This window comes from Bacillus cereus group sp. BfR-BA-01441, assembly GCF_022663075.1.
Classification (GTDB): Bacteria; Bacillota; Bacilli; order Bacillales; family Bacillaceae_G; genus Bacillus_A; species Bacillus_A cereus.
Window position 1 is genome coordinate 1 of the sequence record NZ_JAKUEU010000109.1, and the last position, 13,622, is coordinate 13,622.

Below are 13,622 nucleotides of genomic sequence, written 5' to 3' on the forward strand. Positions count from 1 at the left end.
CAACATTCACAGACTATTGCTATTTGCAAAAACTACATTTTTAAAAATATTTACAATCCAATATCTGTTAAACAACTTGCTAAATTTGCAAATGTGAATTCAGATTATTTATCTATATTATTTAAAAAAGAAGTCGGTATTTCATTAATTGAGTACATTCAACGTGAACGAATCGAAGAAGCAAAGAAATTATTAACTTTCACCACCTATCCTTTATCAGACATATGCGCTTCGCTTAATTTTAGCGATCAAAGTTATTTCACTAAAATTTTTAAAAAATTCACCAATGAAACACCTGGTAAATATCGGAAATCTCATGTTGTCATTTAGAGTGAAACTTCCATTAAAACAAAATGTTTTCAGTAACTCATCAATGGCAGATTAGAAGCACTCCCAGATTCATGAACTATAGGATTTATGCTTTTTCCAAACCAAAAAACACGTTACTATTCTTTTATTTTAATGAGAATAGTAACGTGTTTTTTTATGTAATGTAGTTTTGTAGACAGAACATGATCCAACTACAAATTTTTATAGAAGCCAAATGCACCGCTTAACTACTAAAATCTTATTAAGTAAAAAATCCATATTTTGTTTTACTTACTTTCTACTTTATTTCTTTTGAATAATGAACTCTTTTCTTCAAACGAATGATCCCTACTATTATTTTTGTATCTTTCTAAATTTGCGAACAAAAGTGAGTACTGTGCCTGTAATAATCATCAATATGCCGATTGCTGCACTGTTAGTTGTACTTACACCCGTCTTTGGCAGCTCCTTATATGTATATTCTTTTTTATCGCTATTACTGTTGTTTGAGATATTACTCTTATTTTCCTTATTAGCAAGGCCATTAGCTTTGCTAGTTTCTTTATCTTTCACTAATACTTTTTGTATTGCATTTACCTCATTACCCACGGAATCTCTAACACTATATATTATTTCATAAGTACCAGCTTTAGTTGTATCTATAGTTCCTTCATACGCTACTTTAGAAATAAGGTCACCGTCCTCTTTATCCGTAGCTGATACCCCTACCAATGGATCAAATTGATCACCCTCAGTAATTGAAGTTGTAGCAGGTACTTTTAGTATTGGTTTATCATTTTTAACTTCTTCTCTAACTTTGACCGTTACAGTTTGCTTCGCCGTTACTTCATGACTTTTAGAATCTGTAACCGTGTACGTTAATACGTAAGTACCGGCTTTAGTTGTATCTACTTCACCATCAACTTTGATTTTAGAAGTGAGATCACCGTCTTCTTTATCGATAGCTAATACTTCTGCCATTGGAACAAATGAATCTCCTACATGAATTGTCGCTCCAACAGGCACTGTTAATTTAGGTTCTAAATCTGATGTTTCTCCATTTCCCTCTACAATTACAGTCTGTGTTGCCGTTGCATTCCGCCCTTGAGAATCAACAACCATGTATTCCACAATGTATGTACCTGGTTTTGAAGTATCTACATCGCCTTTATGCTTTACTTTATTTGTTAAATCACCATCTTCTTTATCAACAGCTTTTACATTTCTCATTGGATCAAACGTATCACCTACACGTAGTGTAATCGTAAACGGTACAGTTAACTCTGGAGCTTGGTTTTCTGCTGTTTTTTCGTTCTCTTTCACCGTTCCTGTAATTTTTGCCGCATCAAAAGCATTTTGGACTGCTTGAACTTCAATTGAGTTCGCTCCATATTTATTAGTTGCCACTTTAAGGCATGCCAATTTCAATTCAGAGAAATTAGAAGTCATATTTAATTCATCAGTATTTGCATAATAGAAAATATCAAACATTCTATCTTCACCAATACCATTTACATTTACACCGTTATGAGTACCACCTTGTGCCATTAAATACGCAACTTTATTAATAATACTTGAGTTAAAATGAACGCCTCCATAATCCTCTCCATTTAAATCATTATATTTACTATAATCATCCGGATACGGTAGTCCTTCTGAAAAATTAATTGCAGTTGGATTTTTCATATTACGAAAAGTCGATCCAGTTTGTTCTCCTATTGTCCAGTTAAATTCCCCATTATTTATGTATTTCTCTATAGCCGTTCCCATAATATCAGATAATGCCTCGTTAATTGCCCCAGATTCTCCTGAAAATTCAAGGTTAGATTCACTTGATGTAACTGCGTGTGTAAATTCATGACCGGCTATATCGAACGCTTTTACCATGGGATCTCCATATAAAAGCATACTAATGTTATTAATATTAGTACTAAATGCATTCTCCCAATTTTCAGGATCATTTGTTCCTCCAGAATCCCATGCATGTACAACTGAAACTACTTTTTTTCCTTTATTATCAAAACTATTACGCTTATATTTTTCTTTATAAAAATCGTATACCTTTGTTGCTAAGAAATGAGCGCTTACCGCCTTTGGATCATTAAATGTTGTTGAAACACTAGTTGCTAGTATACCAGGATAATAACTTTCTTCATTTGTAATATCTCTATAATTTACATCATATGTCTCAATTCCTTGTCCTCTTGTGTAATCAGCAAGCGCATAATTCCCACTGGTCTGTGTAGAAATACCAAATGTACGAGTTACGCCTAAATCATCTTTTCCTGTTCCAGTTAATGATGTAAAATTGCTAGTTTTATTTTCCTTAACGGATTCAACATACTCTTCACTTATTTTCAAACTTGATTCTTGTACCATATCTTTTAACATTTCACCATTATGAGCATTCACTAAATAAGTTCCAGATACATAATTTGGTGTTGTAGCAGCAAATGTAACTTGATATGCATTGCTAGCCTGCCCATGATTTTCATCAACAAAAATAACTGCCTTAACTTCTGGCTCAGAAATAAATTTAGTATCGTTTCCGTACTTTTTATAAATATATTGTTTTGCTTCTTCTTTTGATAAATTAATAGGTTTCTTTAAATCTTCTTGTGTTAAATTTTGTGCGCTAGCTCCTGAAATGCTTTTAATAATACCTTTTTTATCTACGTGAGCAGTCAACTGGTGGCCATATACTTCTTTTCCTTCATATATTTGTTGCATGCGCACAAGTGTAGTTCCATCATAAGAACCACGTTTTTGAAGAACCTTGTAATCTACTCCTGTTTCTGCACTAACTTGTTTTGGAGACAAAGCATGCTCCGTATTTTCCTTAAGTGCATCTTTCACTACATTCTCTGGTGCCTTTTTTGATGGTTGTGTCAGATCACCTGTACGGAACGAATCCTCTTGAATTTCAACTTGCATTTGACCAGGTTCCTCTGCATGACCTACTCCATATGGTGTTACACTTGTTAAAACGAATCCTGTTGTTAATGCAACTATAGCTATTTCTTTTTTATTTCCCATGATATTTACCTCGTATAAATTTCTATTATTTATATGAAACTGCTAAAATGTATACAATCTATTCCTAACATAAAAAGATGACTTTTGTAATCTACAAAAGCCACCTCTTCAATATGTAATATCCCTAAAATGTTTTTAATACATAATTTCTATACGAACAGAAAAAAGCATTCATTAACGAGCATTTTGCAATACTTTTATTAGGTCATTTATATTTTCAACTTTCTGCTGAAACTGATCAAGTCTGCTATGTAACAATGAAGGATTTTTATCTTCAGTTGAAATAACTTGTTTTAATTCGTTTTCTAATTTATCATACATATCAAAGAAATTATCAAATTCTACACTTACAAGCTCTTCATTTTCGCGATAGAATCTTTTTGCTTCTATATAAGTCATATATGATTTATTTAAAAATCCTAATGAAATTAAATATTTAGAAGTGTTTTCTTGATAAATAGCAATATCACACGCTATTTTAATATCAGAATAAGTCTTTTGAACGAGACAATGCAATTCAAAAATCTTAAACTTTAATCCATTATTCATTTCATCCCCTCCCATAGTATCTATTCTACATAAAATTAGAATATTATACAAAGAAAATTATTAGCATGAAATTGACAATTTAAAAAATAACTTAAGGATAAACAAAATCCCTCTCATTATAAATTATAGTTGCGGAGCATTTACCAACATAACAGCAAAATAAAAAGCGAAAAGAATAAATCTTTCCGCTCTTAGAGTAATAAATACATTTCATATTGCGCTAAAGAATTCTTTTCAAATCCACATTTCTTAAGAAAACCTTCCAGTAAATTATTGTTAGGAAACCCAATTGATAAACTTGATAAATGTAATTCTTCTCTTGCTACTTCTAATAATTTCATCCCAACACCAATATTTCTATAATCTTTGTCTACGAAAATAAAACTAATTTTACCTTGTTTATTTACACATAGAGAGCCTTTTAAGTTATTATCGACATATGCACCATAAAATACATTATTTGTTTTTTTGATATAATCAATATCATTTTGCCAATTTATATGGAAGTTTAACCATTTCTGAATTTCATCTTTAAAAGTTGGAAATTCTAATTGTTTTACTTCAATATCCTTACAATCTTTATTCATTATTTTAGTCAAATCATTTAAATTATAATAAGAAAGATCGTACACTTTTTCATAGCCCAACTTATTATAAAAATGAATCGCTCGGTCATTTCCTACAATGACTTCGAGAAAAAGTTGCTTACATCCATGTTGAATCGCCTCTTCTTTATGCAGTTCAAATAATTTTTGACTCACACCAATACCGCGGTAATTAGGATGAACCGCTAATGTTCCACAGCGCATAGTCTTAATACTTTCATAATCCTTTATACCACCTAGTATTACGCCAACAGGTTTGCCTTCTTCTAAAGCAAGAAAAGAATGTTCTAGCAAATTACCTTCTGGTCCCAAAAAACGTTGTATAAAATCCCCTTTTGAAACTTCCATTTTAATAATGTAATCTGAAAATCCAACTTTAAAAGCTTCATATACTAAATCAATATTTACATCACTACACCTTTTATATTGAATCATAATATAATTATGCCTCCAATTACTTATGTTAAAACCCTCTAACTATCTATTATTTACTACATTAATCTCATAAACACGTAAAAAGGCAATTAAATGCTCACATGCTCTTTCGCATGCTAGCATTTTAAAAATTTTTTGTTCTTCTTTCGTTTTATCATTTGCTTGATCTGAAGCAGCTTTTAAACAGAGAAATGGTTTTTTATTTATTTGACACACATAGGCGAAAGCTGCTACTTCTTGATCAACTGCCAATGCTCCATATACGGTATGGAGTAAATATCTCATTTCTGAACTACGAATACGTTGATCTCCGGATAAAAATGTACCGAAATGTATTGGATCATATGATCGTATTTTTTTTATTCTTCTTACAAGTGATTTTGTTGTTTCAATAGGTGCTGTTCTACCGTTATATAAATTAAAAACATCTTCCCCTGAGCCAGCTGCAGTAACATCGTGTTGTATTGCGTTTAGTGCCACTACAATATGACCGTTTTTCACCTTGTTTGATAAACTTCCGCATATTCCTGTCATAAACAACTCATCTGGCTGAAACTCACTAATTAACAATTGTACACAACTAGCGCAGCTTACTTTACCGACACCAGTAACAACTGATATAATTTCCAGCTCATTAATAGTATGAAAATGAAATTCCCAAGCTGCTCTTTTTTCAACACGTTCACTCGGATAATGTTGATGCAAATACGTCAGTTCTGGTTCCCATGCAGATACAATTGCAATACGTTTCATTACACGCTTCACTTCCCCTATTGTCATTTAAATAAGTTATCTATACTTTCTCGTTCATAATCTGGAATCCATTCTTTGTATTTCTTATATGAATCTCGTATTATTTCTTTATTCTTCGCAATTACTTCACATCCTCTATCATCATACATAAACATCACAATATCTTTCTTTGCATTTATGAGAAATACATCTGGATAAGAGATTTCTTTTTTTCGTCCAAATCGAAGATACAGATCAGAAAAATCCTCATGATTAGCAGCTTGTATCAGCGGTTCATATTTAATATCTTCCGCAAGACATTTAAAAGAAAATTGATATGTACAATATAAAGTGAAACTTTAATCAGTGGGGGGTCTTACTGCCCGGCAAATAGCGGGATAAATCTGCTTCTTCATCTTCAAATAAAAACGGTAATGTTTCTTATCTTATATGAAATCTTAAATCTCTTTTCTTAATATATTTATTGTATATATTTATTTTCTGTGGAGTTTTTATGTTTTCCTTTTTAAATCTATAAACATTTGTCACTACAAACACTACATCTTCTTTTGAAAATATGTCTTCAAAGTTGAGAAAAGTATTCCATATTTAAATCGTCGGTTCCTTCTACAATTTGATATTTATCTTTTCCGAAATCAAAATGTAAATGATTTTCCCACTGAGAATATAAGTAGGGTCCTAATGTAACTCCTGGAAATGTTTGATTCATATATTCTTTTAATTGCATTTCCTTGTCCTTTCTACTGTACAATTCTTTTTAAATCCCAATATGCTTCTTCTAGCCACGGATGTATAACTTTCAATGTATCTTTCCTTTCCCACAAATATGAAATATATACAAAAGCTGCTTTTTCCAAAGATTTTCCCAATTCTTTTTTTATTTCTATTAAATATGGTGGTGTCCCTTTTTGATCCCATTCTATTTTATCTGCAACAAATAATACTAAATCCATCTTCGTTGCATGTTTACGCAACGTTGTATGGCAACAAATTGCATTTAAAATCTCTTCATCTTCGACTTTAAATATTTCTTTTGCGATTACCCTCGATAATTTTTGATGAATAATCATAGGAAACTTTCTTTCCGCTTCCACTATTGCTACACCAAATTCTTCAGCAACTGCAATCCGCTCCTCGTTTGGAAAAATGCCACTAATATCATGTAAATATCCTGCAATTGCTGCTTTTTCTTTATCTACGTGAAACTTTTCTGCAATCTTTTTTGCCTCATTTGCCACACGAATTGAATGTTTATATGTAAACTCTTTATTATATTTTAGTAGAAAAGCTTTAATATCATTGTCTATTTTTCCAGTTGGAGTAAATGAATATATATCATTACATAACATAGAAAATCCCCCTTATAACTAACTTTCATTATAATGTAGAATCTAAATATCCTTGTTATTTTATATTCGTTATTAATCTTTTTACTCCTTTTTAATACGTTACATGAAATTTTATACAGAATCATCGCTACAAGTACATAAATGTTTGATATTATAGTAATGTTGATGATTTGTAAGGAAAGGAACTACACAATGAATAAAAATATATTAATTATTGATGATGATAAAGAAATTGTTGAATTACTTGCTGTTTATTTGCGAAATGAAGGCTATAACATTTATAAAGCTTATGATGGCGATGAAGCATTGCAAAAGGTTTCTACATATGAAGTTGACCTTATGATTTTGGATATTATGATGCCAAAACGAAACGGATTAGAAGTTTGTCAGGAAGTGCGTGAAAATAATACTGTACCAATTCTAATGCTTAGTGCAAAAGCAGAAGATATGGATAAAATATTAGGCCTTATGACAGGTGCTGATGATTATATGATCAAACCATTCAATCCATTAGAATTAGTAGCTAGAGTGAAAGCTTTATTACGAAGATCCTCTTTCCAAAATGCTACTTCGCAAAAGAATGAAGATGGTATTATTCGTATTCGCTCTGTTGAAATACACAAACATAATCATACAGTTAAAGTAAATGGAGAGTACATTAAACTAACCTCTATTGAATTCGATATTTTATATTTACTTGCGAGTAATACAGGAAGAGTATTTAGTTCAGAAGAAATTTTCGAACGCGTTTGGAATGAAGATGGTTATGGTTCAAATAAGACGGTAATGGTCCATATTAGCAACTTACGAGATAAACTTGAAACAGTAATAAATGGAGAAAAATTTATTCATACTGTTTGGGGAGTTGGCTATAAAATTGAGAAATGAAGCATTTGATATATTAAAAGATATTCCTAAATGGAAACTTATTTTTTGGCTTTTATTAGCTATCACACTCACTCCTATTACTGAACTAATTATTTATCGCCTCGTTACGAGTGTAATTGAAAGTTCACTTACTCTAACCGAACTCGGTAAAGAATTCATTCGAATTTTTGGTTATGAAAAGTATAAAGGGATTAAAGAGTCTTTATGGATGATGATTGTATCTTATTTGTTTTTATTTTCTATTTTTTCATCCTATCTTTACATTTTTTATCGTCACGAGAAAAAACTTTATTATGAAACTTGTATAAAAAAAATGATAGAAGAAATTCGTTATATTGCAAATGGAAACTTCAATCATAAAGTTTCTATTGTAAATCATAATTATCTAGAAGAATTAGCAATCGGGGTCAATGAAATTGTTGAACAATTAAAAGTCTCAATTGATGAAGAAAGACAAGCGGAACAAGCAAAAAGTGAACTTATTACAAATGTATCACATGACTTACGCACTCCCCTTACTTCTATAGTTGGATACGTAAATTTAATCCATCATGATAATTATAGAGATGAAGTGGAATTGCGATACTATATTCAAGTCATTTACGATAAAGTAACTCGTCTTAATGCATTAATGAATGACTTGTTCGAATATACACGTGTTCAAAATAAAGAATTAAGCTTGTATTCTGTTCCTATTGATATTGTAGAGTTACTTGGACAATTAACTGTTCAATTCCGCATACAGGTTCAAGAAGCTAATATAGAATGTCGGCCTTCTTTCCCGTCTCAAAAGCTCATGGTATTAGCTGATGGTGACAAATTAGTGCGTGTGTTTGAAAATCTTATTATAAACGCTATCGCTTATGGAAGCGAAGGTCGCTATATTGACCTTACTGCTTATGAAAGTAATAATATGATTACAATTGATATAACAAATTACGGACAACCTATTCCTAGTACGGATTTACCTCATATTTTTGAACGTTTTTATCGCGTTGAGAAATCTCGCTCTACAAACACTGGTGGATCTGGACTTGGATTAGCAATTGCAAAAAGTATAGTCGAATTGCATAAAGGAACAATTGAAGTATATAGTGATGACGAAAAAACAACATTCACTGTAAAACTACTCCCATACAAATGTTAATGTTACAAATAAAAAGTTCAATTTCTTACCATATAAGAAATTGAACTTTTTCCATAATTACCCTAAATTTAATAATCCTTTATAATTCTTTAGAAATTCTTTACCTTTTCTTTCTTCCTAATTAAGCATTCCTTTTTACAATACTATTATTGATGTCATAATAGGAGGATCGCTTATGCAATTCTTAAAGAAATTCGCTATTTTATTATTATCTTTTTTTATTACTGCACTTATCGTTTTATATTTTTATCTTTATGTAAATGGTCCGATTATTCAAGCTAAATCAGCTATTTTAATAAATGCTAATTCAGGTGAAATTGTTTATAAAAAAAATGAAGAAACACCAGTACAATCAGCTACTTTATCTAAATTAATGACAGAATATATCGTATTGGAGCAACTAAATGATAAAAAGATACAGTTAGATGACTTCGTACAAATAAGTAACGAAGTTTTCCGAGTAAAAACAAGCCCTATACAAGTAACATCGAATGATAAAACAACGGTTCGTGATTTACTTCATGCATTGCTACTGGCAGGGAATAATCGTTCTGCACTCGCTCTAGCAGAACACATTGCTGGAAATGAAGATAACTTTACAGTATTAATGAATAAAAAAGCAAAAGAACTAAAGTTATTACAACCATCTCCATTTCTAAACTCTACTGGAATTAATAATAATACAAATAAACAATCAACTACAACAGCGATAGACGCAGCTAAACTAGCAGCACGATTAGTAAAAGATTTTCCAGATGTATTGAATATTACGAAACTAACCTCTTACCAATTTACCTTCAAAGATTCCCAGGTTTTCAATACGAATAAAATGATATATTCCCTTAATGAAAACATTAAACTTCAAGGTGTTGATGGCTTACAAACTAGTTTTTCAACTAACGGTAATTATAGTTTTGTCAGTACAGCAAAACTTGGAGATACTAGACTAATTTCAGTAATATTAGATGCAGATGAAGAAAACATTTCATTTATTGAAACAAAAAAGTTGCTACAGTATGGTTTTGATCCTTCCTCGTACTCTGCACTCCAAGCTTTTAAAGACGCCCTTACATCTTGGACAATATTGCTTCAGTTTAAAAATTTAATTATACAAACTATAATGATTTTTTTAATCATTACCACCTTAATGTTTTTACATATACGTCAGAAAAAATCCGAGGATTTCAATTAAGAAATCTTCTTATATATAGAACCGACTTGCGCTTGAGATGCAAGTCGGTTTTTAATTCTATCATCCTCTTCCAAGCAAATTTGCTGAAACTGGTTGCAAGTTTAACTCTCTCGCCCATATAGATAGCTGACCAATATGATAAATTTAATATCCCATTACATGTCTTAAAACCTATGTTTTTTGAGGCATACATCCATCTCTGTTTCCTTTCGTTGTGTTCGTTTGTTTAGTTTAAATGGGTTAATCTATTAATTCTATTAAATCCAACAATTGAACTATTACACTTTAAAGTTCTACTCATATACTATAGTAGATTACTAGAAAGGAGGCTTAACTATGGATAGTTGCGTTGTATTTGTAAACGGACAACCTTTTTTAGTTCTTTCAGTAGCTGGTATTGAAATTGCTAGATTAGAGATTTCCCTTCAAGTAGCATTAGCTCTAAGAGTGCTTGGGATACCAATCTGTGATTAATTACCAAATTAATAAAAAAAGAGGGCATTAGCCCTCTTTTTTTATTTTCTTCTCACCTTTTCTTAAAAACAAACAAAATTTAAATTTTATTTTTTATATTGTAATGAAAATCCGAAAAATTAACCCATTTTATTCAATAAAAAAGAGCTCCACCCATACCTCATTATCCGTTTCTAAAAAATTAGAATTTGATTAATTACAAGAAAATTTAAATATACGAACGTTACATAAAATACTTGTTAGAATAGCTGTCCCTCACACTATTTATTTCGCCGACGTTATATAATCAAAGCACACAATGATTAACTTTTTATACGGCTTATTTTAAGTGTGCTAGCATTCTAGGCTAGATGATCGTGACTGCAAAAAAAACTTCAAGTTCTCGTTTATATAAATCAGATAACGCTTTCACTTTTTGAATCGATTGATAATCTTTAAATTGCGGTTCTCTATCTTCTTATCCTTGAAGAGCACTAATCCAACTATACTCTACATCTACAATATGAAATAATGTTTCTAACATACCCCCAGTTTGCAAAGTAAATCTTCCTCTGAAAGTTGTTCACACCACTTAAACCAATCATCTCTTACTTGCCAATTATATTGAAATAAAGTGTACACATTTATCTCTCTCTTACTCCAATTATCCACCTAACAGCATCTGTTATACATTTAACCATTGACAATCACTTCTCTTCGGCCAAGTTCCTCTACAGCGTGATTAATTATTTCACTTACAGATAAAGAACCATCCAATATGATATCTGAATTCGGCTTAACAGTATGAATTGCCTCTAAATAAGCTTTTCTCGCATATGTCATGTAATGTTCCAAATCATTATGTATTTCATCTATTGTACCTTCCTTAAAATCTCGCAAAATCCTTCTAGCCATCGCAATATCTAAAGGCGTATCAATAAATATAGTTACATCAATGAATTTTCGCATCTCACTATTTAAGTATGCAAAAGGATAATCTACAATAATATAGTCTAAGGTATTATTTTGTATAAGTTGCTCAATATCATGAATTAATGGTGTTAATACCCACTCGTCGTAATTCGCCCCATCATCAATCCATTTACAAATATCAGCAGGAGAGTTATCAAATGTATAACTATCAAAATATAGAGCTTTTGAGTTTTTAAACTTATGCTTTAATCTTTCTGTAATTGTAGTTTTACCTCCTCCCGAAACAGCTGCAATTGAAATTATTTTTGTTTTATTATCCACTATACCCACCAAACCCCTTTATTAACATAATATAATTATAAATTACTATCGTTGCTACTTCTTCCATTCATATTCTAACATACTCATTTCCCATAAATTCCAATACGTTTCTCCTACTCTTTTTGACTCTCTTAATAAGCCTTCTTTTACAAACCCTATTTTTTCGTAACATGAAATGGCCGATGTATTAAAATCATACACACCAAGAGTTACTCTATGTAGTTTTAATTCGTCAAAAGCAATATGAAGTACTGCTTTCATCATATGTTTTCCTATAGAACGTCCTCTCATCTTCGTATTACCAACTAATACTTTTCCAATTCTAGCGGACTTATTAATATTATCTATTTGCCCAAGCGAAATATGTCCAATAACGTCTGAAGTCTCTTCATCTACCACTTTGAAAGCGAGTGTATTTGCACTTTCTATATACTTCTCTAATTGCTGTTCGTCTAAAGGAAATGTGAATGCATTTCCTGACCATTGTATTAGAAATTCTTCGGAATTAATCCAATTTATTAATTGTTTAAAATCAGATTTCTTAAAGCTTTCTAGTTTAATCACTTCCTTGCTCCTTTCGTACATCATGCTTTATAACCTCAAACTTATTTCTATATAAAGAATATATTCTCCTTTTATATAAAATTAAAATAAAGCCATTCATGTGAATGGCTTTACAAAAAAGCAGCATAATTATGCTTTGTTTGCTACATCAATACCATTAAAATCAAAGTCAGCAGTAACCGTTGTAACCGGTGGGAAAATTGCTTCAATTTTGCAAATGGAAATACTTACTCCAACCGATCCAGGAATAGCCGCAAGCCTAACTACATCACAACTTACAGACGAAACAGTACCTACATAAGTACGTCCCTCTGTATTAATTTGAACTGTTCGATTAATTAATTTCTTAAGTTCATCTCTAATTCCTTGTACACAAGAATTATCACATTTCTCATGCTGTTCTTTTTTACACTCTTCGAATACTTCCCAACAATCATCTTGTTTACATGTACACTTCTTTTTACAATTATTAAATCGAGAACCCAATACCTCACCCCCTAATCCTTTCTATTAGTAAAGTATGTCCACTAGCTTAAAAGGGTACGAGGCAAACACATAAAAAGAAAAAAACAAACAATTGTACCAAACTTTCTTTTCATTATTCATTATAAAAACAGACTTCTCCTAATTAAAAGCTTTTTAATGAGCGGCCGTGAATTTAGTCCTACTCCATTTAATGTTTAGACACCACTTTCTAAAACAAACCTTTTTTCTTTTAAATAAGACGCCCCTTAAAAACACACTAGATTTCCCCATTAACTCACATATACATAGACTTTATTTGTGGATTTCCCATTTTTCATTGTGAAATATACATTTAAAAAGCGTACTCGAAAATAAGATATTATTTGTAATCAGAACATTTTCTTCAACAAGTGTTTATTGAAAAATACCATAACTAGTAGTAGTTCTCTCCACTTTCTCTTAAAAATTAGCATAGTTTGTATGAATTCTATATCGAGTAGAAGACACTCTATCATATAAAGATAAAATAGTAGGTTAATAAACAAGCCATTTTTTTATTAAAACATAGAATAATATGAACACTATTGAAAGGAGGTAGAAATAAATGTCCTGGAAAAATGATT

13 protein-coding genes and 3 pseudogenes are annotated in these 13,622 nt (G+C 31.0%); 5 read left to right on the forward strand and 11 right to left on the reverse strand.

The features are described 5' to 3' along the window. Positions 1-330, forward strand: a 330-nt coding sequence (locus MR107_RS26730; RefSeq protein ID WP_242292914.1) for a helix-turn-helix domain-containing protein, incomplete at its 5' end; no start/stop codon positions are given. 333 nt (positions 331-663) lie between these two features. Here the strand turns inward: MR107_RS26730 and MR107_RS26735 are convergent. The 6 genes and pseudogenes from MR107_RS26735 to yqeK form a co-directional block, all read right to left on the reverse strand. Further along, positions 664-3,345 carry a M4 family metallopeptidase gene (locus tag MR107_RS26735; protein ID WP_242292915.1) on the reverse strand — a complete coding sequence of 894 codons (2,682 nt, stop codon included), beginning with the start codon at positions 3,343-3,345 and terminating at the stop codon, positions 664-666. Positions 3,346-3,519: 174 nt separating this feature from the next. Continuing rightward, complete coding sequence (locus MR107_RS26740; RefSeq protein ID WP_001059022.1) at positions 3,520-3,894, reverse strand: hypothetical protein; 375 nt, start codon at positions 3,892-3,894, stop codon at positions 3,520-3,522. A gap of 191 nt (positions 3,895-4,085) precedes the next feature. Further along, positions 4,086-4,934, reverse strand: a complete 849-nt coding sequence (locus MR107_RS26745; RefSeq protein ID WP_242292916.1) for a GNAT family N-acetyltransferase — start codon at positions 4,932-4,934, stop codon at positions 4,086-4,088. Positions 4,935-4,976: 42 nt separating this feature from the next. Continuing rightward, the gene (gene mtnN / locus MR107_RS26750; RefSeq protein WP_000151939.1) at positions 4,977-5,714 is read right to left on the reverse strand and encodes a 5'-methylthioadenosine/S-adenosylhomocysteine nucleosidase; all 738 of its coding nucleotides are present in this window, start codon (positions 5,712-5,714) and stop codon (positions 4,977-4,979) included. After that, positions 5,711-6,414: pseudogene (locus MR107_RS26755) on the reverse strand (DUF3885 domain-containing protein). Before MR107_RS26755 ends, mtnN begins: the two are co-directional and overlap by 4 nt. A gap of 13 nt (positions 6,415-6,427) precedes the next feature. Continuing rightward, the gene (gene yqeK / locus MR107_RS26760) at positions 6,428-7,036 is read right to left on the reverse strand and encodes a bis(5'-nucleosyl)-tetraphosphatase (symmetrical) YqeK (RefSeq protein WP_025689453.1); all 609 of its coding nucleotides are present in this window, start codon (positions 7,034-7,036) and stop codon (positions 6,428-6,430) included. A gap of 192 nt (positions 7,037-7,228) precedes the next feature. On the opposite strand from yqeK, the gene MR107_RS26765 reads away from it, so the two are divergent. The 3 genes from MR107_RS26765 to MR107_RS26775 all read left to right on the forward strand — a co-directional run bounded on the left by MR107_RS26765 (position 7,229) and on the right by MR107_RS26775 (position 10,263). Continuing rightward, positions 7,229-7,924, forward strand: a complete 696-nt coding sequence (locus MR107_RS26765; protein ID WP_001038807.1) for a response regulator transcription factor — start codon at positions 7,229-7,231, stop codon at positions 7,922-7,924. Continuing rightward, positions 7,914-9,071 (forward strand): sensor histidine kinase, encoded by a 1,158-nt coding sequence (locus tag MR107_RS26770; RefSeq protein ID WP_001243312.1) that lies wholly within the window; start codon positions 7,914-7,916, stop codon positions 9,069-9,071. Before MR107_RS26765 ends, MR107_RS26770 begins: the two co-directional genes overlap by 11 nt. Positions 9,072-9,246: 175 nt before the next feature. After that, positions 9,247-10,263, forward strand: a complete 1,017-nt coding sequence (locus MR107_RS26775; RefSeq protein WP_242292917.1) for a D-alanyl-D-alanine carboxypeptidase family protein — start codon at positions 9,247-9,249, stop codon at positions 10,261-10,263. A 60-nt stretch (positions 10,264-10,323) separates the two neighbouring features. Here MR107_RS26775 and MR107_RS26780 read toward each other — a convergent pair. Continuing rightward, positions 10,324-10,434, reverse strand: a pseudogene (locus MR107_RS26780) (DinB family protein); the annotation flags it as partial. A gap of 165 nt (positions 10,435-10,599) precedes the next feature. Here MR107_RS26780 and MR107_RS26785 point away from each other — a divergent pair. Beyond that, complete coding sequence (locus MR107_RS26785; protein WP_000376554.1) at positions 10,600-10,737, forward strand: DUF3956 domain-containing protein; 138 nt, start codon at positions 10,600-10,602, stop codon at positions 10,735-10,737. A 336-nt stretch (positions 10,738-11,073) separates the two neighbouring features. On the opposite strand, the pseudogene MR107_RS26790 reads toward MR107_RS26785, so the two are convergent. From MR107_RS26790 to MR107_RS26805, 4 genes and pseudogenes are all read right to left on the reverse strand, one after another. Next, a pseudogene (locus MR107_RS26790) lies at positions 11,074-11,358 on the reverse strand (DinB family protein); the annotation flags it as partial. Positions 11,359-11,409: 51 nt separating this feature from the next. After that, the gene (locus tag MR107_RS26795; RefSeq protein ID WP_000513268.1) at positions 11,410-11,979 is read right to left on the reverse strand and encodes a nucleoside/nucleotide kinase family protein; all 570 of its coding nucleotides are present in this window, start codon (positions 11,977-11,979) and stop codon (positions 11,410-11,412) included. Between the two features lie 45 nt (positions 11,980-12,024). Beyond that, positions 12,025-12,558 carry a GNAT family N-acetyltransferase gene (locus MR107_RS26800; RefSeq protein WP_000990082.1) on the reverse strand — a complete coding sequence of 178 codons (534 nt, stop codon included), beginning with the start codon at positions 12,556-12,558 and terminating at the stop codon, positions 12,025-12,027. Between the two features lie 105 nt (positions 12,559-12,663). Beyond that, positions 12,664-13,020, reverse strand: coding sequence for a hypothetical protein (locus tag MR107_RS26805; protein WP_242292918.1), 357 nt, complete (start codon positions 13,018-13,020; stop codon positions 12,664-12,666). Positions 13,021-13,622 lie beyond the last annotated feature (602 nt).

What these genes read in the sequence shown, in the direction of transcription:
- MR107_RS26735 (WP_242292915.1), bottom strand. Translation starts at nt 3,345, where the DNA reads ATGGGAAATAAAAAAGAAATAGCTATAGTTGCATTAACAACAGGATTC.
- MR107_RS26740 (WP_001059022.1), bottom strand. Translation starts at nt 3,894, where the DNA reads ATGAATAATGGATTAAAGTTTAAGATTTTTGAATTGCATTGTCTCGTT.
- MR107_RS26745 (WP_242292916.1), bottom strand. Translation starts at nt 4,934, where the DNA reads ATGATTCAATATAAAAGGTGTAGTGATGTAAATATTGATTTAGTATAT.
- mtnN (WP_000151939.1), bottom strand. Translation starts at nt 5,714, where the DNA reads ATGACAATAGGGGAAGTGAAGCGTGTAATGAAACGTATTGCAATTGTA.
- yqeK (WP_025689453.1), bottom strand. Translation starts at nt 7,036, where the DNA reads ATGTTATGTAATGATATATATTCATTTACTCCAACTGGAAAAATAGAC.
- MR107_RS26765 (WP_001038807.1), top strand. Translation starts at nt 7,229, where the DNA reads ATGAATAAAAATATATTAATTATTGATGATGATAAAGAAATTGTTGAA.
- MR107_RS26775 (WP_242292917.1), top strand. Translation starts at nt 9,247, where the DNA reads ATGCAATTCTTAAAGAAATTCGCTATTTTATTATTATCTTTTTTTATT.
- MR107_RS26785 (WP_000376554.1), top strand. Translation starts at nt 10,600, where the DNA reads ATGGATAGTTGCGTTGTATTTGTAAACGGACAACCTTTTTTAGTTCTT.
- MR107_RS26800 (WP_000990082.1), bottom strand. Translation starts at nt 12,558, where the DNA reads ATGATGTACGAAAGGAGCAAGGAAGTGATTAAACTAGAAAGCTTTAAG.